This is a genomic window from Anaerococcus senegalensis JC48, from assembly GCF_000321005.1.
Taxonomy (GTDB): Bacteria; Bacillota; Clostridia; order Tissierellales; family Peptoniphilaceae; genus Anaerococcus; species Anaerococcus senegalensis.
The window spans coordinates 720,647-741,677 of record NZ_HE578907.1 but is presented as its reverse complement, the minus strand read 5'-3'; the positions used below and the strand labels follow the sequence as shown (position 1 = coordinate 741,677).

General features: G+C 33.1%; 22 protein-coding genes. All 22 read left to right on the top strand.

The features are described 5' to 3' along the window. Positions 1-165 precede the first annotated feature (165 nt). The 22 genes from ASHG_RS03690 (at position 166) to ASHG_RS03585 (ending at position 21,026) form a co-directional block, all read left to right on the top strand. Entirely contained in the window at positions 166-600 is a 435-nt protein-coding gene (locus tag ASHG_RS03690) for a terminase small subunit (protein ID WP_040397592.1), read from the top strand. After that, complete coding sequence (locus ASHG_RS03685) at positions 584-1,849, top strand: PBSX family phage terminase large subunit (protein ID WP_051145878.1); 1,266 nt, start codon at positions 584-586, stop codon at positions 1,847-1,849. Before ASHG_RS03690 ends, ASHG_RS03685 begins: the two co-directional genes overlap by 17 nt. Continuing rightward, complete coding sequence (locus ASHG_RS03680) at positions 1,846-3,264, top strand: phage portal protein (protein ID WP_051145877.1); 1,419 nt, start codon at positions 1,846-1,848, stop codon at positions 3,262-3,264. The genes ASHG_RS03685 and ASHG_RS03680 overlap by 4 nt, the downstream gene beginning before the upstream one ends. After that, entirely contained in the window at positions 3,197-4,114 is a 918-nt protein-coding gene (locus ASHG_RS03675) for a minor capsid protein (protein ID WP_040397590.1), read from the top strand. Before ASHG_RS03680 ends, ASHG_RS03675 begins: the two co-directional genes overlap by 68 nt. Then, positions 4,114-4,290: a hypothetical protein gene (locus ASHG_RS08980; RefSeq protein ID WP_156981407.1), complete on the top strand. Its 177-nt coding sequence runs from the start codon at positions 4,114-4,116 to the stop codon at positions 4,288-4,290. The genes ASHG_RS03675 and ASHG_RS08980 overlap by 1 nt, the downstream gene beginning before the upstream one ends. 248 nt (positions 4,291-4,538) lie before the next feature. After that, a complete protein-coding gene (locus ASHG_RS03665; protein WP_051145876.1) occupies positions 4,539-5,594 on the top strand; it encodes a DNA cytosine methyltransferase in 1,056 nt (351 codons plus the stop codon). A gap of 87 nt (positions 5,595-5,681) precedes the next feature. After that, complete coding sequence (locus ASHG_RS03660) at positions 5,682-6,269, top strand: DUF4355 domain-containing protein (RefSeq protein ID WP_040397588.1); 588 nt, start codon at positions 5,682-5,684, stop codon at positions 6,267-6,269. A gap of 9 nt (positions 6,270-6,278) precedes the next feature. After that, entirely contained in the window at positions 6,279-7,169 is an 891-nt protein-coding gene (locus ASHG_RS03655) for a hypothetical protein (RefSeq protein ID WP_040397587.1), read from the top strand. A 17-nt stretch (positions 7,170-7,186) separates the two neighbouring features. Continuing rightward, complete coding sequence (locus ASHG_RS03650; protein WP_040397586.1) at positions 7,187-7,519, top strand: phage head-tail connector protein; 333 nt, start codon at positions 7,187-7,189, stop codon at positions 7,517-7,519. Further along, the gene (locus tag ASHG_RS03645; RefSeq protein ID WP_040397585.1) at positions 7,516-7,809 is read left to right on the top strand and encodes a hypothetical protein; all 294 of its coding nucleotides are present in this window, start codon (positions 7,516-7,518) and stop codon (positions 7,807-7,809) included. Before ASHG_RS03650 ends, ASHG_RS03645 begins: the two co-directional genes overlap by 4 nt. Continuing rightward, on the top strand, positions 7,806-8,162 hold the full coding sequence (locus ASHG_RS03640) for an HK97-gp10 family putative phage morphogenesis protein (protein WP_040397584.1): 357 nt from the start codon (positions 7,806-7,808) through the stop codon (positions 8,160-8,162). Before ASHG_RS03645 ends, ASHG_RS03640 begins: the two co-directional genes overlap by 4 nt. After that, entirely contained in the window at positions 8,162-8,527 is a 366-nt protein-coding gene (gene gp17 / locus ASHG_RS03635; RefSeq protein ID WP_040397583.1) for a tail completion protein gp17, read from the top strand. The genes ASHG_RS03640 and gp17 overlap by 1 nt, the downstream gene beginning before the upstream one ends. A gap of 11 nt (positions 8,528-8,538) precedes the next feature. Then, entirely contained in the window at positions 8,539-9,063 is a 525-nt protein-coding gene (locus ASHG_RS03630; RefSeq protein WP_040397582.1) for a phage major tail protein, TP901-1 family, read from the top strand. Between the two features lie 40 nt (positions 9,064-9,103). After that, positions 9,104-9,478 (top strand): tail assembly chaperone, encoded by a 375-nt coding sequence (locus tag ASHG_RS03625; RefSeq protein WP_040397581.1) that lies wholly within the window; start codon positions 9,104-9,106, stop codon positions 9,476-9,478. 35 nt (positions 9,479-9,513) lie between these two features. After that, positions 9,514-9,837 (top strand): hypothetical protein, encoded by a 324-nt coding sequence (locus tag ASHG_RS03620; RefSeq protein WP_040397580.1) that lies wholly within the window; start codon positions 9,514-9,516, stop codon positions 9,835-9,837. A gap of 1 nt (position 9,838) precedes the next feature. Then, positions 9,839-13,597, top strand: coding sequence for a phage tail tape measure protein (locus ASHG_RS03615; protein WP_040397579.1), 3,759 nt, complete (start codon positions 9,839-9,841; stop codon positions 13,595-13,597). After that, positions 13,587-14,420 carry a distal tail protein Dit gene (locus ASHG_RS03610; RefSeq protein ID WP_040397578.1) on the top strand — a complete coding sequence of 278 codons (834 nt, stop codon included), beginning with the start codon at positions 13,587-13,589 and terminating at the stop codon, positions 14,418-14,420. The genes ASHG_RS03615 and ASHG_RS03610 overlap by 11 nt, the downstream gene beginning before the upstream one ends. After that, the gene (locus tag ASHG_RS08730) at positions 14,420-18,733 is read left to right on the top strand and encodes a phage tail spike protein (RefSeq protein WP_051145875.1); all 4,314 of its coding nucleotides are present in this window, start codon (positions 14,420-14,422) and stop codon (positions 18,731-18,733) included. The genes ASHG_RS03610 and ASHG_RS08730 overlap by 1 nt, the downstream gene beginning before the upstream one ends. Positions 18,734-18,748: 15 nt before the next feature. Next, complete coding sequence (locus ASHG_RS03600; protein WP_040397576.1) at positions 18,749-18,937, top strand: hypothetical protein; 189 nt, start codon at positions 18,749-18,751, stop codon at positions 18,935-18,937. A 33-nt stretch (positions 18,938-18,970) separates the two neighbouring features. After that, positions 18,971-19,612 carry a carbohydrate-binding protein gene (locus tag ASHG_RS03595; RefSeq protein ID WP_040397574.1) on the top strand — a complete coding sequence of 214 codons (642 nt, stop codon included), beginning with the start codon at positions 18,971-18,973 and terminating at the stop codon, positions 19,610-19,612. A 53-nt stretch (positions 19,613-19,665) separates the two neighbouring features. Next, complete coding sequence (locus ASHG_RS03590) at positions 19,666-20,031, top strand: hypothetical protein (protein ID WP_040397573.1); 366 nt, start codon at positions 19,666-19,668, stop codon at positions 20,029-20,031. Between the two features lie 44 nt (positions 20,032-20,075). Then, positions 20,076-21,026 (top strand): N-acetylmuramoyl-L-alanine amidase, encoded by a 951-nt coding sequence (locus ASHG_RS03585; protein ID WP_040397572.1) that lies wholly within the window; start codon positions 20,076-20,078, stop codon positions 21,024-21,026. Positions 21,027-21,031: the final 5 nt, after the last annotated feature.

Here is a 21,031-nt window from a genome sequence, read left to right as displayed (position 1 = left end):
TAACATTTTAGGCAGGTGGGAACCTGTCTTTTTTTTATTTAAATCTATGAGCTAAGCTGCCAAAACCTCCTTTCGAATTATTATTGTTTTAAAAAGTGCGTGTAAGTTATCTTTTATTTTTTTTTGGCAGCCTAGTTGATAGATTTAAGAAAGGGGTGATGTGCTTTGAAGAAATTGACAATTAAACAAAAGAAGTTTGCTGATGAGTACATCAAGACAGGGAATGCTTATCAGTCGGCTATAAATGCGGGTTATAGTGAGAATTATGCTAAAAATGCTACTAAGTTTTTATTGGAAAATAATGGACAGATTTCAAGTTACATCGAAGAAAGAATGAAGGAACTTGAGTCTGAAACTATTGCAGATCAAACCGAGATATTACAATTCTTGACTAGAATAGTTAGAGATGAAGAAAGAGAAGATGTTTTAGTTAATGTTGGAAACTTCGAACAAAAGATTCAATCTATGAAGATATCGGCTAAGGATAGGATAAAGGCTGCTGAACTTTTAGGAAAGAGATACGGCTCTTGGACTGATAAGGTTGATATGACTTTAGATGTGCCGACTATAATTTCAGGAGCTGATGAACTTGAAGATTAGCGATGTTTATTTGCCAGATATTGTTGGAAAAGGCTATGCAACTTTCTGGAATTACAAGGGCAGGTATAGGGTTGTTAAGGGGTCAAGAGCTTCTAAGAAATCAACTACTACTGCTATGAATTTGATTTATAGGATTATGAAATATCCCGAATCAAATGCTCTTGTTGTTAGGAAAACTTATAGAACTTTGAAAGATTCTTGTTTTAACCAGCTTAAGTGGGCAATTCATAGGCTTAAAGTTGATAGGCATTGGAAGTCTACTACAAGTCCTTTGGAGCTTACATATTTACCTACTGGGCAGAAGATACTTTTTAGGGGAATGGATGATCCTTTAAAAATTACTTCTGTTACTGTTGATAAGGGTTATTTGTGTTTTTTATGGATTGAGGAGGCTTACGAGATAATGGACGAAGCTGCTTTTGATACTCTTGATGAATCTATAAGGGGTGAAGTTCCTGATTATTTATTTAAACAGATAACTTTATCTTTTAACCCTTGGAATGAACGCCACTGGATTAAGGGGCGTTTTTTTGATGTGGAAAATGATGATGATATTTTAGCTATAACTACAAATTACAAGTGCAATGAATGGCTTGAGGAATCGGATAGAAAAGTTTTTGAGAGAATGAAGAAAAACAATCCTAGAAGATACCAGGTTGCTGGACTTGGAAATTGGGGAATTGTTGATGGATTAGTCTTTGAAAACTGGAGAGAAGAAAGTTTTGATTTAGAAGATGTTAGGAAATTTCAATCGGTATTTGGTCTTGACTATGGTTATGTACATGATCCTACGGCTTTTGTTGTTGCCTTTGTAGATTTTAAAGATCATAAGATTTACATTTGGGACGAATTTTACCAAAAGGCTATGACTAATGAAATGATAGCAAAGAAAATCAAAAGCTTAGGATATGAGAAAGAAAAAATCATTGCTGATTCTGCTGAACAAAAAAGTAATGACAGACTTAGGACTTTGGGACTAACAAGAGTTCAAGGGGCAAAAAAAGGCAAGGACTCTATTATGAATGGAGTTACTTATTTACAGGAGTTTGAAATTATTATCCACCCAAAATGTGTGAATTTTCTTACGGAAATATCCAACTACCAATGGGACAAGGACAAGTTTGGCAAGAATATTAATAAACCGATAGATGATTTTAACCACCTTTTAGATGCTCTTAGGTATGCAACTGAGGAATATCAATTTGGGAAAGGTGGCACTATTAAACTATTTAAAGGAGGTTTTATTTGATAAATACAAAAGCAATCGTTGGCGATTTTAAAGAATTTATAATTGATAAAGATGACCCTTTGGACCTTGAAAGTTTGGAGGGTTTTATTAATGCACATAAAAGCTTGGTAAGTGAAAGATACGAGCCTCTTTTGAATATGTACCAAGGCAAGCACAATATTTTATTTGACGAACCTAAACCACTTAACAAGCCTGATAATAAGGTGGTTATGAACTTTGCTAAGTATATTGTGGATACTCTTAATGGATATTTTTTGGGTATTCCTATTAAGATTAATCACGATAGTGAAGAATATATCAACAAGCTTACTGATATATCTGATTACAACAATATTGATGATGAGCAATACGAGTTAGCAAAGGATATGTCTATTTTTGGTGTTGGTTATGAAATGCTTTATTGTGATGAGGAAGCAGTCGAAAATATTTTGCATGTTAGTCCTCTTGAAACTTTTGTTATTAGGGATAATTCTATAAGAAAAAAGGTTAGGTATGGAGTGCATTATTATTTAGATCAAGATAAAAAATTAAAAGGCACTTTTTCTGATTCTGAAAAGATTTATTATTTTGAAGAGGGCAAGGACGGACTTTATATTTCTGAGGAATATCCTCATTATTTTGGTTTTTGTCCTATTATAGAATATAGGGAAAATGAGGAGTGCCAAGCAGCTTTTGAATCGGTTTATACACTTATAAATCAGATTGACAAGGTTATTAGTGAAAAAGCAAATGATGTTGATTATTTTGCTGATGCATATTTAAAGGTTGTTGGTGTAGAACTTACAGAAGAACAAGTCAGATTTTTAAAAGAAAATAGGATTTGGAACTTGTATAAAACATCAAACGAGGCTGATGGAACTATTCCTGATGTTGGATTTTTATCAAAACCCGATGCTGATCAAACGCAAGAAAATTTATTAAATAGGCTTGAAGAAAAGATTTATCAACTTTCTATGGTGCCAAATTTGTCTGATGAAAACTTTGGAACATCATCTGGTATTGCTTTATCTTATAAACTGCAAGGCTTGGATAATCTTTGTAAATCTAAGGAGCGTAAGTTTACTGCTGGTTTAAATACTAGATATAAATTACTCTGTAATTTGCCAAATTGGGGAGATAAGGAAGCTTATAAGGGAATTACCTATCAATTCACTAGAAACGCTCCTAAAAACGTATTAGAAGAAGCACAGGTTGTTAATTCTTTAAATGGATTGGTGAGCAAAGAAACTGGTTTATCTTATCTTTCTATTGTCGATAATGCCAAAGAAGAAATTGAGAAGATGAAAGAAGAAGATGAATTTGATACTGATATAGAAAAAGATCATAGCGACGATTGGAGCATGGAAGATGTCAACGACGAGCAAGGAATATTGGAGAAGGCGAGAGTACCAAAATCTTCTGAAATCCAAAAATAGAGATGAAAGGTTCGTAAAAGAACGAATAGCCTATATTTATAACGAGCTTTTAAGAAATATAAATAAAGAAATACAGGGGCAAATTACACGATTTTCAGATAGCCAGGGAATATCTATAAACGAGGCTAGAAAAAGGATTGAAAAGGCTGATGTTGAAGATTATAAGTATCTTGCAAAAACTTATGTAAAAGATAAAGATTTTAGTCAAAAAGCCAACCGAGAAATGAAGCTTTATAACATTACAATGCGACTTAATCGACTTGAAATGCTTAATCAAATGGTAAGGCTTCACATTATAGGGACTGGTTCAAAGGTTGAAAATGAACTTCAAGACCATTTGATAAAAGGCTCTATTTCTGAGTACAAACGCCAAGCAAGTATTTTGGGACTTAATATAAACCGAACAGGAATAGAAAGAAGGGCGAGATTTATTGTTAATCAAGATTATCATAATGCACACTTTTCCGACAGAGTTTGGAGAGATACAAGAGAATTATCGAGACGAATTGAAAGAAACATTGAATCGGTTGTAATTCAAGGAAAAAATCCTAGAGAGTTTGCGAAAAAGCTTAGGGATTTAGTTAGTAAGGATATTAAAAATATCACCAATGCTACTGAAAGATTAGCCTATACAGAATCTGGCAGAGTATGGATACAAACGCAAATAGAAGCATACAAGGACGGTGGTTATAAGTATTTAGAAATAATGACCGAGCCTACAGCTTGCAGGCATTGTAGTCCTCATAATGGGGATATTGTGAAGATATCAGAAGCAGTCGAGGGAGATAATATCCCTTTATGGCATCCTAGGTGTAGGTGTACGACTGTTGCACATTTTAAGGAGGAGTAGTGGTTTTAATACAAATAGCTTTAATAATACTAAAAGCATTGGGCTACATTAATTGGTCTTGGTATTTAGTTTTAGCTCCAGTCATAATAACTTTTTTAAGAGGTATGGTGGAAGGCTTACATGAGGGATATAAAAATATAGAAAAAACTATTAATGATTATGAAACTAACAATTAAATATTATCCAAAACTACCAAAAAGAAAGCGGATACTAATTAGAGATGGCGGTGCTTATGAGCAACACGCCCATTTTTTGTGCAAGAAAGACGCTTTAAATGTTAGAAGGTTAATAGATAGCAATAAGTATCCATACAACAAGAAATACAAAATAGCAATGCAAAGGATACTGACAGAAGAAGAATTTAAATCTCTTAACCGTAAACCTATGTATAGGAACGTTAATAAAGGGATTGCTAGGAGATAAAATGATAAGATTATTTGAAGCTTTTGCTGGTGTAGGAACGCAAGCCATGGCTTTAAAAAGAATAGATATTGATTATGAAGTAGTTGGGATAAGCGAAATAGATAAGTTTGCTTTAAAATCTTATGAACAAATACATGGAAAAGTAAATAATTATGGTGATATAAGTAAAATAAATCCCGATAACTTACCAGATTTTGATTTATTTACATACTCTTTTCCTTGTCAAGATATATCAATGGCTGGCAAACAAGCTGGATTTGGTAAGGATAGTGGTACAAGAAGTTCTCTTCTTTGGGAATGTGAAAGAATAATTAAAAATAAAAAGCCTAAATATCTTTTGATGGAAAATGTAAAAGCTTTGACTTTTAAAAAGAATATAGAAGGTTTTAATACTTGGTTAAAGACTTTAGAAGATATAGGATATAAAAATTATTGGAAAGTTCTCAATGCTAAAGATTATGGGGTCCCTCAAAATAGAGAGAGAGTATTTTGTGTATCTATACTAGGTGATGAAGAATATAAATTCCCTGAAAAACAAATACTTAAAACAAGATTAAAAGATTTTTTAGAAGATAAAGTAGACGAAAAATATTATTTATCTAACGATAGGGTTAGGCAATTGATTAAAATTATTAAAGATGATGATGTTATTGTTGAACCTAAAATCATTCAAACTCATACTGGGGGTAGGGTAAAACAACCTTGTATACCAATTAAAAATTCTACAAAGAAAGGTTATTTAAAAGCTTATCCTGGAGATGGTATAGATCTGATCAATCCTAATTGTAAAAATAGAAGAGGTAGAGTTCAAAAAGACAGTATACAGACATTAACTTGTGGTGATAACAGAGGTGTTGTTGCAGATGATTTAAGGATAAGAAAACTTACACCTTTAGAATGTTGGCGACTTATGGGAATTGATGATGAAGATTTTTATAAGGCTCAAAAAGTAAATAGCGATAGTCAATTATACAAACAGGCAGGTAATGCAATCGTAGTGGATGTGTTAGCTGCTATTTTTATGAATTGTTTAAAAGATGAATTAATCGTGCGTTAATCGTTCGATTTTTTTATTGTCCAAGCTTTAATGACGTAAAACTTTAAGGATAGTTAAGCATTACAACTTTAAATTATGGAGGTAAATATGGCAGAAGATACTAAAAACCAAGTTGAAGAAACTACAGAAGAAATTGAAGAAACAAAAGAAAAAAAGGCTGAGAATAAAGAGCCTGAAAAGAAATATTCTGATGAACAAGTAGACGAAATTATCAAGGAAAAGAAAGCTAAGTGGCAAAAACAACAAGATGAAAAAATAAAAGAGCTTGAAGAAGCCAGAAGGCTTGAAAAGATGAATGAAGATGAAAAGTTGCAATATAAGCTCAAAAAGTACGAAGAGGAAATTGCAGCATACAGAAAAAAAGAAAATCAATCAGCTATGGCAAAGGTTGCTAAAAATATGTTGGTTGAGGAAGGATTTAATATTTCAGATGATTTAGTCAATAACTTAATAACAGATGAGGCAGAATCTACAAAAGAAAATGTGAAAGATTTTTCTGACATGTTAAAAGACTTGGTGGAAAAAGAAGTGAATGAAAGACTAAAGGGCAAAAGTCCAGAAGTTAAAAAAACAGGTGTTAAGTCAAGCCAAGGTCAAAGAAGTGAAATTTTAGGTATTAAAGACGCTGTCAAAAGACGCGAGGCCATGCTTAATCACCCAGAATTATTTAATTAGGAGGAAATTATGGCAGCATTAGAAAATACTATGAATGCAAGCAACTATTTACAAGTTGCAGACCAAGATTTTGTCAATGTTTTTGGAAATCAAATCGAATCTTTAAAAGAGATGTTAGGGATTCAAAGAGCTACAAAAATGAATATAGGGGATACTATTAAAACCTACAAATCTTCTGTAACACTTGCTGATGGAAAAGTAGCACCAGGAGATGTTATCCCTCTTTCTACAACTAAAAGAGAACCAGACAAAACTTACACATTGGAATATAACAAGTATAGAAAATTAGTACCAGCAGAAGAAATCCAAAAAAGAGGATTTGCAGTTGCTGTTGCTGATACTGATGATCTTATGACAAGACAAATTCAAGAAAATATCAGAAATGATTTATTTACCCAAGTTAAATCTACAAAGAAAACAGCAGACGCCTTTGGGGTTCAAGATGGATTTGCCAAGGCTTGGGGAAATGTTAATACAGCATTTGCAGGAGAAGGAGCAGGAACTATTGTTTTTGTAAATCCTTTAGATGTATCTGATTATTTATCTAAGCAAAATATATCAGTTCAAACCGCATTTGGATTGACTTATTTAACAAACTTTATGAATACAACAGTAACTATTGTTACAAGCCAAATACCAAAAGGCACAATGTATGCGACAGCACCTGAAAACTTAAATCTTGCTTATGCAAATGTATCTGGTGGAGAAATCGGCAAGGCTGGATTTGGCTTTACAACTGATACAACAGGAATTATAGGAATTACAAGAGAAGTTGAAAAAGACAGAATGTCTGTATCAACTTACGCTATGTATGCAATTAAATTATTTGCTGAAAGAACTGACGGAGTTTTTAAATTTAATATTAAAGAAGCACCAAAAGAAGCTAGTCCAGCAGCATAGGAAAATAGGTGGTGAGTATGAATAATTTAAAAATGTATGAAAATTTAATAGGCGATATTGATAGGGACTTGATACAGTCAATCGAAGATTTGCAAAAAGCAAAAATGATTGATGTAATGAGTCCTTTTTTAGTCCTAAAAGAAATACCTGACGAGCTTAATTATATTCTTGTAGAACTCACCATCTTTAGATTCAACAAAATAGGTTCTGAGGGAATGACGAGTGAATCTAAGACAGCAGGAACTGAATCCTATGATCCAAATTATGAAGATAAATTACTCAACAAGTGCATTGACTATGCAAAAAATTCTAGTGGCCTACAAGCCAAATGGGGAGTGAAGCTCTTATGAGATTTGATACAAAAGTTATTTTTATCAAAAAGGGCGAAGAAAAATATAACCCTCAAATTGGCGGCATGGAAGCTACAGAAACAAGGGAAATAAAATATTGCTCTTATAGGTCGGTGAGCCTCAAAGAACAAAACGAATTATTTTCTAAGGTTGATGTTGGTGCAATTAGTTTGGTAGTTAAGGGAAAAAGTCCTGACTATGATTATGTGATTTTAAAGGATAAAAAATACAAGGTTTTAGCCAAGGAAGATTTTAGGCAAAAGACAGGATATATAGTGGGGGAAATATGAAGATATCTATAAAAGGTACTGATTTATTGACTAAGCACTTATCCCAAATAAAAGACCTTGAATTTGCAAGAAAAACTGTTAAAAAGCACGGGGCAAAATTGCAAAAGGCAATGAAAGACAACGCAGAGCCAGGAAAGATATTCGTTAAAGGATATTCTCACGGAGATACTAAAAGATCTATAGGATTAGAAACAATCGATAGTGGATTGACTGTTGTTGTAGCTCCTAATACTGAGTATGCAGCCTATGTTGAATATGGAACAAGATACATGGAGGCAGAACCTTTTGTGAAGCCTGCTTTAGATAGTGTAGAAAGTGGATTTATAGAGGATTTGGGAAAAATGGACAAGTGATGAATCAAGAAATATACGATCTAATTTTTAAAAGAATACAAGAGCTAGGGTATGACTGTTACCCCTTTTTACCAAAAGAGGGAACTGCATACCCTTTTGTTGTATTAGGAGAGGTCGACCTTAAACCGAAAGCCACTAAGTCTTTTTCTTTGGGTCAGGCCTCTATTTTTATACACATATGGACGAGAAAAGAATCGAGAAAAGAATGCGAAACAATGTGCCAAAAAATCAGTCTTGCTTGCCACAAGTTTACAGACCCACACGTCTGGATTTTGCTTGATGGCTCTACAAGAGTTTTAGCTGATAATTCAACGAATGACACTCTTTGGCATGGAGTTTTGAACCTAACTTATAAATTTTATTAAGGAGTGAAAAGATGATAAAAGCAATTTATGGAAAAGATAAGATCTTGATGTTTAGACTTTTAGAAAATGCTAAAAAAGAAAAAGCTACAAAATTAGCTTTGCAAACTGAACATACTTTATCATACGAAAACAACGTTGATACAACACAAACAAAAGACGGAGCAATTACATCAAACGGTGGAATTGAAGTGTCTTTGGAAATAAACGCTATCGCAAGCCACGACGAAGTAAATGAGATGTTAAAAAAATCAGTGGTTGAACAAAAAGTATTGGAATGTTGGGAAATCGACTTGGCAGGAGAAGCTAAAGAAGGAAAATACCCAGCTAAATATATGCAAGGAAAACTTGAATCTTGGGAAATGCCAGCAAATGTTGAAGATTTGGCTGAAATCTCTACAACAATGAAAATAGATGGAATACCACAAGATGGATTTGCAACTATAAGCAAAGACCAAGAAAAAGCAATTCTTTATGCTTTTAGAGATGTAACTATCTTTGATGACAAGGCAGAAACAACTGGAAGAGAAGGACACTAAAAAAGTGTCCTTTTTATTTTATAAATTTTAAGGAGATTATATGAATTTAACAATAAATGGAAATGATTATGAATTAAATTTTGGTCTTAAATTTTGTAGAGAGATATCAAAGAATAGATCAAAAAATACAAACGGCATTGATATTAGATTAGGAATTGAAAATGCTACAACTGCTTTATATACAGGTGATGTTTTAATCTTGCCAGAGCTTATAAAGGCAGCGACTGCAACTTTAGATAAAAAGCCAAGTGATAAGGATATTGAAGAATATTTAGATAATCACGAAGATTTAGGAAAGTTGTGTGATGATTTTTTAGAGCAATTGAAAACTCAATCAGCGACCAAGAAGAAAGCCTTACAAGTAGTGGAGAGCATGAAGAAAGCGGAAAAGGAAGAGGAAAAGAAAAACAAATAGAGCCTTTACTCTATAAGGACTTAATTATTGAAGGTTTGAGATATTTTGCCGAGAGCATAAAAGAACTTGAAAAAATGACCTTGGTTGATTTTTACACAATTTTTACTGCTTTTAGATTAAGAGAAATTGATAAAAAGAGAGATTTTATTGAGAATGAACTTTTAAAAAGAAAGCTAGAGGAAACTGAAACTAAGGGCAAAAAGACTTATTACGTGGTTAAAGATATTAAAGATGTCTTTGATTATGAAAAGGCTGAAAGAAAGGTTCTTGGAGAAGAAACGGAAGATGATGATACCTTTGATAGATTAAGAAATATCGCTATTAATGTAAGAAATTACGAAAAGAAAGGTGGTAAATAATATGAGTTATAGAGTTGAAGCCATTCTTTCGGCGGTTGATTCAGGATTTACCTCTAAATTTAATCAAGCTACTAAGGCAGTCGAGAAATTGCAAACACAAGCTGGAAAAGTAAGTGGAGTTGCTTCTAAGATTGGAAGTGCAACTGAAAGTATTGGGAAAAGTTTGACTACAAAACTAACTTTACCATTAGGTGCTGCTTTTACTTATGCAGGTAAGCAATTTTCAGAGTTTGAAACTGGACTTGTAGGAGTTGGTAAAACAACAGGTATGACTGGTGATGATTTAAAAGGTTTTGGAGATGATATTGCAAAAATGTCATCTGTTATCCCTGTATCGACAAAAGATCTTTTAGGCTTATCAGAAACTGCTGGGCAATTAGGAATCCATGGCAAAAAAGACTTGTTAGAATTTACAAGAGTTATGGCTGAAATGGGTTCTGCAACCAACCTTGCAGGAGAAGAAGGTGCCAAACAAATGGCAAGATTTGCCAATGTAATGGGAATTGATGTTGGTAAAAATATAAGACAAGTCGGAAACTCTGTAGTTAGGCTGGGAAATAACTTTGCTACAAGCGAAGCTGAAATAATGAATATGTCTTCTAGACTTGCTGCCTCATCAAGGCTTGTAGGGATAACAACGCCAAATGTATTGGGCCTTGCTACTGCGATGTCTGCTGTTGGAATTGAAGCAGAAGCAGGTGGAACTGCCATGTCTACAGTAATGACAAAAGTTGATAAGGCTGTAGCAAGTGGTGGTGAAAAATTACAAAACTTTGCAAAGGTTGCAGGAATGAGTGCAGAAGATTTTGCTGCTAAATGGAAATCAAAACCTACAGAGGCTTTAGAAGATTTGATGAAAGGTCTTGATAGTGCTTCAAAATCCGGTGGGAACATGAACCAAATTTTGGATATGTTGGGAATTAAAGGCGTAAGAGAATCTAATGCTGTTAAATCTTTAGCTCAAAACCATGAATTATTATCAGAGGCTATAAAACAATCAAATGACGCTTATAATCATGGAAATGATTTGGCAAAAGAAGCGGCAGAAGCTTGGAAAACTTTACACGCTAAATTAACGACCTTTAAAAATACTCTTGGAAATATAGCGAAGGATATATTTTCCATTGTTGCACCAGCTCTTAAAGATATGGTTGATAAGGTTAATGATCTTGCTTCAAAATGGTTTGATTTATCAGATTCTTCAAAAAAAGCTATAGGAGAGATGGTATTAAAAATCGGTGGTCTTTTGGCTGCTATTGGACCAGTTTTATTGATAGGTGGCAAGATAACAAAAACTTTATCTCCTGTTATTGGTGTTTTAAGTCAAGTCGGCAATGCCTTTAAGATGTTTTCTGGTAGTGCTAGTAGTGCTTTAAATAGTTTTACTGGGGGAGCTTTAAGCTCTTTAGCAAAGAAAACAGAATTATCAGTTTTAACTGTGGGTGCTAAGTTAGCAAAATTAAGTCCTATGGTAGGAAAAGCCGTATCTTTAGCAAATATAGGTATGCAAGCATTATTTCCTGCTGCTGTAATTGGTATAGCATTAGCTGGGCTTGGACTTTTGTATTCTAAATTTGGTACACAAATTGATAAATTATTAGAAGTTGCAAAAACAAAAGGCCCTGAAATAATAACTAATTTAGGAAATGGAATTGCAAGTAAAATTCCTGATTTTGTAAATCAAGGGGCAACTCTTGTTAATCACTTTGCCCAAGCATTGGCGGCAAATTTACCTGCTATTTTAACTGCTGGAACAAATATAGTAATTGCTTTAGTACAAAGTGTAGGAAATAATGCAGGTAAGCTTATTCAATCTGCTTTATTGGTAGTTGGATCATTTTTACAAGGGGTTATGCAAAATTTACCTAGATTAATAGTTGCTGGTGTAACTTTAATAGGTCAATTGATAGTAGGAATTGTGCAAAACATACCTATGATAATTGCAACTGCTGGAAGAATAATAGCAGGTTTTATTGATGGTATAGGACAATCAGCACCTCAATTATTAGGATCAGGTATAAAAATAATTTTTGAACTAATAAAAGGAATTGTACAAGCTATTCCACAAATTGTTTTAGCTGGAGTTGAAATAGTTATGGCTCTAGGTAAGTCAATCCTAGGAGCTTTAGGAAATATTGCTGGAAGTCTTGTATCTGGTGTTAAAGGATTTTTCAAAAATATATTTAGTCCAGGAAAAGAAGAAGCGACAAATACAAAAACTGATGTAGAAACAGAAATGAATAGTTTAAGCAGTACGCTTGATATAATGACACAGAGTCTTGGACCTAAATTCCAACAAAACGCAAATCAAGCAAAAATCGGATTTACATCAGAAATGGCAATGATGAGTCAAGAAACTCAAATAAAACTACAAGAAATGGCTAATGCTACTGGAATGAGCATGGATCAGATTGTTAGAACAGTCCAAGAAAAAGGCGAGCTAACAAAGGGAAACTTGACGATAAAAGCTTCTGAAATGAATACTAATGTATCAGGTCAAACAGACCAAATGGCTAATAATATGCTTAATTCTATCAGTCGTGGTGTTGATGGAGCTAATAGTAAATTTGATGGTTTAAATACAAAGTTACCTGCGGATGCTACTAATACAAACGAGGCGACATCAGGGCAATATGAAGATTTGGCAAATAGAATTACATCATCTACGCAACAAGCAAATACTGCTGTAACAAGTGGAATGGAAACTATCAATGCTAATTTTGAAATGAGGCTAGGAACTTTGCCAGCTAAGACAGATACTATTTTGATGAATGTATCTAATTCTTTTACAAATGCTTTTAATGCACTAGGCAAGGGAGTTGATAGCAATTTACAAAAAATAGTAACATCTTTTACATCTTCTATTTCTAGAATTAATAGTGTTTCTACGTCTGGACTTAGTAATTTAGCTAGTAGATTTTCTTCTGCATTTAATAGAATTAGTTCAACTGTTACATCAGGAACTAATAAAATTGTTGTTAGTATTTCAAATATGAATAATCGTGTTAATTCTTCATTTTCACGTTTTGCTAGTAGGTTTATATCTACTAACTCCAATATGTGGAATAGGTTTAATTCTCAATCTAAATCAGCTTTAAATAGAAATTATTCTGCCTTTTCTAGCAATATAAGTAAGCTACAAAGCAAATTTACATCTTATTCTAGTAGGTTAAAATCCTTAAATACTTCTATGTGGAATGCTGTAGTAAGTAAAACAAGACAAGCTGGAAATTCTATGGCAAGTGCATATTCTTCCGCTTGTAATAGGACAACAAGCCTTGCTAGTAGTATGAGAAATAGGCTTATATCGATTATGAACTCATCTGTAGGTGGAATGAGAAGTGCTGGATATAATGCTGGAATGGGATTTTATAGCGGACTTGCAAGCACAAGAGGCTCAATAATGGGGCTTGCTTCATCAATTGCGGCTTCTGTTTCTGCAAGAATTAGATCAGCATTAAGAATCCATTCTCCTTCCAGGGTTTTGATGAATCTAGGTTCTTATGCAGGTGAAGGTCTTGCAGTAGGATTAGAAAAATCTAAAAGATATGTTAACAATGCAGTCGATGGATTATCTAACACTATTAAGGGTGTAGATACTGGTTTAAATTCTTCTTTTAGCGATTTTAATACTAATAGCAAAGCAATGCCATTAGTTATTAATTTAAGGCTTGGAAATAATGAATTTAGGGCTATATCTAGGGATATAACCCAAGAACAAGGAAAAGATTTAAGATTGGAGGCAAACTTTGGGATATAAGTTTATTGATACAAACGAGGCTAACCTTAAAAGTTATGCCTCTATCCAAACTATTATTAATGGATTTAATTTAGATACAGAACTAGATGGATACAGAACTTTAAATGTATCTGGTAGGTCTGTATTTGGTAGAGATATTGAAACTTTAAAGTTTTCTGCAAGGAGAAATGCTGGATCTAAATCTACTAAAAGCAAATCTAATAAGGCTGGAAATAATAAGTTTTTTAGTTCTGACATTCAAAGTGTAGTTATAGAAGTTGAGTTTTTGTTGGAAGCTAAGACAAATGAATTATTTAGGGAGCTTTTATCTAAATTTACAACTATTTTGCACCAAGAAGAAGCGAAATGGACTTGGACTGATGACCCTACTTTTTATTACACAGGAACAATAACAGAAATCGGAAGTTTTAAAGAGAATAGAAATTCTGTGATTTCTACTTTTAAAATTCTTTGTGTAGATCCAATGAAAACAAGTATTGAAACTTATGTTTTAAAAGGAAATGGAAAAGAAATTGAAATGCCAGATTTTAAAGAAGAAATTGATATTTTAGAAATGAAATTTGTTTTGAATTCCGATTCTAATAAATTTACTTTTGAAAATATGAATGGAAATGGAAAAACTATTTTTTCTTATCTTTTTAAATCCAATAATAGGATTAATATTTTATTAGAAGAGCAAAAGTGCCTATTAAATGGCAGGAATTTAATGCCAGCTATGGACTTGATGAGCGATTTTGAAGACTTTTTTGTAAATCCAAAAGACACAATCCTCTTATCTAGTGCTTGTGATTATGAGATTAAGTACAAATTAAGGAGCTATTGATGTTATATTTATTTGATAAAAACGAAAATTTAATAGATGAGTTAGCTTCTGATGAAATTGAATCTTCAATCCAACATGAAGAATTAAATAAGCTGATGACCTTGGAATTTGCAGTATTTATTGATTCTAACGATAAGATGGAAGATATAGAGTATGTTGCCCATAAGGATATGGAAGATTATCAAAAAATACAAATGTATAGGCTTATTAATTCTGGATCGGACGACAATACGGTTAATTACCAAGCAGTCCATATAATCTATGATGAATTAAAATCTTATGGATATATAAGGGACAAAAGACCAGACAGGGTAAAGGCGAGTACAGCCTTAGATATAGCACTAGCAGGGTCAAGATGGAAAGTTGGTAGGGTAGATGATAGTGAACTATTATCTACAAATTTTTACGATTGCACAAGGCTTGAAGCTTTATCAAAAATTATTAAAACTTGGAATTTAGATTTACATTTTTACCTAACTTTTGATGGAAATAAAATAACTGGAAGATATATAGATTTATTAGGTTTTAGGGGAGAAGATACAGGAGAAAGATTTGTCTATGGATCTAATGCCCTTGAAGTTGTAAAAGAAGTTGATGTATCTGAGGTTTATACAAGAGTTATCCCAAGGGGAAAAGGTGAAGAAAAGGTAGATGAAGAAGGAAAACCGACAGATGGATATGGAAGAAGAATAAAAATTGATGATGCAGTATGGGAAAAAGCCAAGGGCGACCCAATAGATAAACCAAAGGGACAAGAATACCTTGAACTTAAAGAAATGACAAATAAGTTTGGATTTTCTGATGGCGAAGCAAGAACAAGGGTACAGATTTTTGAAGATATTGAAGACCCAAAGGAATTGATAAAGGCTGGATATAATTTTTTAGTAAAAGTTTCACGCCCTCTTGTACAATTTAAGACAAAAATATCTAAAAGATCGAGAACAAATGTTGGCGATATTGTAAGAATAATACGAAAAGATTTAGATTTTTATTACAGAACAAGGATATATAAGGCACATAGAAACTTATTGAATGAAACTTTAGAAGTTGAATTTGGGGATAAATTAGTCCAAAGTCCCGCCGACAGAGAAAAGATTGTTAGTGATAATCTAAATGCTTTAGAAAATAGGCTAAAAGAAACTGAAACTGACCTTAAAAGCTCTTTTGTAGATAAGGTAACCGACGGTATTACCCAAGCAACTTTTAATCGAGATGGATATAACTATGAGCTAAAAAAAGGTAATAAGTACGGACTACCAGCAGGATATTACAGCTTTGATAGGGAAATAGATAATAATCCACAAAGGGTGATATATGTTGGAGCAGGAACTTTAGCTATTGCCGATAGTAAAAAATCTAATGGAGATTGGAACTTTAGAACCTTTGGAACTGGTAAAGGATTTGTTGCTGATTTATTAGTAGCTGGAACTATACTTGGTGGAAATGTACGCTGGAATTTGGAAGATGGTACATTTCTCATTGGTAAAAATGCCGATAATTACAGTATGTATTGGGATGGTGGAACTTTACATTTTAGAAATGTAGATATAGACCTTAAAAATAGTAAAGATTTTAGCGAAATAAAAGATGGTTTAGACAAAAAAATATCTAAAGATGACATTCTAGAAGACAAAGAAATCCAAGAAGCTTTAAAAGGTAAAGACGGTGTAAATGGCGTGCCTGGTAAAGACGGAAAAGACGGAATGCCAGGAAAACCTGGAGCTGATGGTAAAACATCTTATATGCACTTTGCCTATGCGGACAGTAAAGATGGAGTTGTTGGATTTACTCAAACAGCAACAAGTGGTAAAAAATATATTGGTTTTTATACAGATTTTGTGAAGGAAGATTCTAAAGATCCAAAAAAATATGAATGGTCGTTATTTAAAGGTGATGATGGAAAAGATGGAGTTGCAGGCAAAAATGGTGTTGGATTAAAATCCACAGATATTTCCTACGGCTTGTCTAATTCTGAAACGAATGAGCCTACTAGCTGGACTAAAACAGTACCTAGTTTGGTAAAAGGTAAGTATTTATGGACAAAGACTGTGTGGGGATACACTGATAATACTTCTGAAACTGGATATACGAAGACTTATATTGCTAAAGATGGTAACAATGGTAAAGATGGTATTGCGGGAAAAGATGGTGTAGGAATAAAATCTACAACTATAACTTATGCTAATTCTACAAATGGTACTTCTGCACCTACTAATGGTTGGTCTAGTAGCATACCAAATACAAGTCCTGGTGTTTATTTGTGGACAAAAACAGTGTGGAATTATACTGATAATACTTCAGAAACTGGATATTCTGTGAGTAAAATAGGCAAAGATGGAGTAAATGGAATACCAGGAAAGGCTGGAAAAGATGGTAAAACACCATATTTTCATACAGCTTGGGCAAACTCATCAGACGGAAGCAAAGATTTTTCCACAAGTCAAGCTGGGGAAAAGTTATATATAGGAACTTATACAGACTACATCAAGGAAGATTCTAGCTACCCTAAAAAATATACTTGGCAACTTGTCAAGGGTAACAAGGGTGATAAGGGTGAGCCTGGAAAACGAGGAGTGCCTGGTCTTGATGGAAAAGACGGACACACCTTGACAGTAGAGGTATGGCTCGAAGGTGAATTTAGAAATTATAAGACAAAAGATGTTAAAAGGATAATACAAGCTAAATATGATGGAGAAGATATAGAATTAGATAGTTCTAATACCGAAGTATATAATTGCTTTGGCGATGGAGAATGGCAAAAGTCTACAATATATGATTCTTGGGGTAATATAGATAGGCGATACGAATATATAGCGAGTAAAGTTGTTGTTAGTTATAAAGGACTAAAAGCAGAAGCCTATACAAGGTTAGATAATATTAAAGATGGAGAAAAAGGCGACAAAGGAGATACTGGTAAACAAGGTATACCGGGTAAAGATGGAATTGACGGTAAAGATGGAAAAACTGGTAAAATCGGACAAAATCTTTTGAGAAATTCCAATGTTCCTGTATCTAATAAAGATTATCCGACTATAATTTGGGATGTTTGTGAAACTTTAAAAGATAATGAAATAGTAACATTTACTATGAAAGTTAAAGTTGATAGAAAGTCAAGTCTATGGATATATAACAGTGGGAGTGCAATAAACCTTAATTACAAAGAGGTAATTAAAGAAGATGATTATAAATTAATATCTTATACATTTCCTTGGAAAACATTTATAAATGTATCTTGGGGGCAAAAACATTACGAACAAACAAATCCACCAAGTATATATTTATATAATATGACTTCTAATCAAAGCCAAGATAAAATAACGACATCCATAGAATGGGCAACTCTAACTAGAGGAGATATACCATCCATAGAGTGGACGCCATGTTATGCAGATGTTGATGATGCAATAAAAGCAGGCAAGGAAGAAAGCGAAGAAATAAGCAGGAAATTAATTAAAGTCGAGAGTGATTTTAAAGTTGAAAATAACAACATAAAAGCAAGTGTAAGCTCTTTAAGTGAAACCACAGAAAGAAGTTTTGTAAACCTTAAAAAAGATATGGCAGATGCCGATACGAAGATAGAAACTGGAATTAAAAATTATGTCATTAACAACTACTCTACTAAAACCCAAACAGACCAAAAGATAAGTAAAGAAGTTGGGAGTGTTAAGACTAGTATAGGTGATATAAAACAAGAAATAACTCGTACAAAAACTAGCATTGAACAAACAGACAAAAAAATAGAAACTAAAGTTTCCAAAGACGGCTTTGCTTCCCTAGTAAAACAAGAATTTGATAGCTACAAAATACAAGCTAACAAGATAGATTTTAATGGATCTTATGTAAATGTAAAAGGAAGTTTTCAAACTCTTAATAATAGTGATGATGTTGGTGTAAAAATAGATTACAACCAAGTTACTTTTAGAGATAATAGATGGCAAGACAAAACTTTTGGTGGTTTAAGGACAACTAAAATCCTTAATGAAGATAAAGTAATAGCTGTAAATTTATTCCACTATCAAACTGGTTATACTGGAATAATGTACTGGAAAAATGAAGATAAATTATTCCATTCATATATTACTTGCGATAAATGGAACTATACAGGAAATGGAGGAATTACACCTATAATTTTCCACGAAAATGTAAATTGTTTAAGAAATTCTATTAGAATAGGTAATTGGGAGTTAGTTCCAGATGGTGATACTTTAAAAATAAAACCACACGATACAAAAGCAGGCTATATTTTTCAAAGAGGTGGTCTATATAGATATTATGCATCTGGTGGTAAAGATGTTAAAACAAAAATAGATTAAAATAGGAGATAAATTATGGAAGATTTAACACAAATTTACATTGATAAATTAGCAGAAGCCAATCACACTTCTGTTATGTTGGAAGTGGAAAACAGAAGTTTAAAAAGAAAAATAGAAGAATTGGAAAATAAACTTGGAAAGGACAAAGAAACAGATAAAGAAGCAGATAATAAAGATAAATCTATAAAAATAAAGAGAGGATAAACCTCTCTATTTTAATACAAAAAAGGAGCGATTATGTACGAATTAAAAGCAAAAGAATACTATGAGGGAAAAAATGAAACACAAGTAAGAATCCAACAAGAGAATCCTTGGAGGGATTTTATTATCTTTTTAAAAGGGGATAAAAGAAATGAGGGCGACAGCCTTTTGATTGAGCTTGGACTTAATGAAATAGCAAAAGAAGTAAATCCAAATATAGCTATTAATAAGTTAGATAATATTGTAGCAGAACTTAAAAAGGAAATAAAAACAGCCTTTGAGACCCTTGTTTTATCTAAGGATTTAAGCAAAGAGCAACAAGAAAATATCCTTAATCAATATAAGCCTTATCAAGTGGGAAAAGAATATGAAGAAAACGAGAAATTTACTTATAAGGACAAGGTATATGAAGTAATACAAGCACATAGAAGTCAAACAACATGGCTACCAGAATCAACCCCAGCCTTATATAAAGAATATTTAAGCGTAGAAATCAAGAATGAAGATGGAAGTACAACAGAGGTAGTAGCAGAGTTTAAGCAACCAACAGGAGCCCATGACGCCTATAATAAAGGGGATAAAGTTTTATTTAATGGAAAAGTTTATAAATCTAAGATAGACGCAAATACCTTTAGTCCAGAACAATTTGCTGATGGTTGGGAAGAAGTAGCTGAATAATTAAGGGAGTGTAAGCTCTCTTTTTTATATATTAGAAAGGAAGTGAGAAAATTGTGTTAGAGTTAGCAAAGGCAATAAGTGAATATGGAATCTTGATAGTTATAGCAGGTTTATTTTTGTATTTTTATATTTCAGACAGAAGAGTTTGGCAAAAAAATCAAGATAAGCAATTTGAAAGAAGTAATGAAATTAATGATAAACTAACGGAAATCATTGCTAAAAATACATCAGGGCTGGATTTGTACAAAACGAGCTTAAATAAGCATTCTTGCGATAGTAAACAAAGTTTTGATGATTTAAATTCTAAGGTGGATAGGATTGATGATAAGATTGACTTATTACATTCCACTACCAAGGAATTGGCAACCAAGGAAATGGCGGAAGAAATTAAGGAAGAAGTAAGAAATTTAAAAAAATAGGGGACTAGTATTATGCTAGTCCTTTTTAAGTATAAGGAGGAATTATGAGTAATAGTAGTTTAGTTAGTTTTCCAGATTATAGTCCTAATCATAGTGGTAGGCGTACACATCCAATTACAAAAATAGCTATCCATCATACAGCTGGAGTTTTGACAGCTGCTGGTATTGGTAGTGTTTTTAAGTCTACATCAAGACAAGCGTCTTGCAACTATGGGATAGGTAATGATAATAGGATAGTTTTAGTGGTAGACGAATGTAACAGGGCATGGACGACATCTTCTGCTTGGTGTGATAACAGGGCTGTAACAATAGAGGTTTCAAATTCTCAATATGGTGGAAATTGGCTTGTAAGTGATAGAGTTTTAAATACTCTAATAGATTTAGTTACGGATATTTGTAGGCGTAACGGTATTAAAAATTGTACCTATACTGGAGGCACAGACGGAGTATTGCAAATGCATAGATGGTATGCACAAACTTCTTGCCCTGGCCCTTATCTTGGTAGCAAATTTACCTATATTGCTAACGAGGTAAACAAAAGATTGAGGGGTGGAAGTGGTAAAAGTACATCTAATAATATTTATCGTGTAAGAAAATCTTGGGGAGATAGTAAAAGTCAAAAGGGGGCTTTTAAAAACTTAAATAGTGCCATAGATTTGGCGAAAAAGAACGGATTTAAGGTTTATGATAGTAGCGGAAAACAAGTATATCCAGAAATAAAGAAAGCAAGTACAAGTTCAAATGCAAGTCCGAAATTTATCAAGTATGAAAACTGGACGGGTATAACTCTAGACGTATGTAACGTTAGGTCAGCTCCTAATACTAATGCTCCTATTGTTGCACAATATCAAAAAAATAAACCAATACATTACGACCAAGTCTGGGAGGGTGATGGTTACAGATGGATTTCCTACATTGGAGCAAGTTCTGGAGAAAGAAGATATGTTGCTTGTAGGAGATTAAGTGGAGATACGACACCTTGGATTAAGTTTTGATTGAC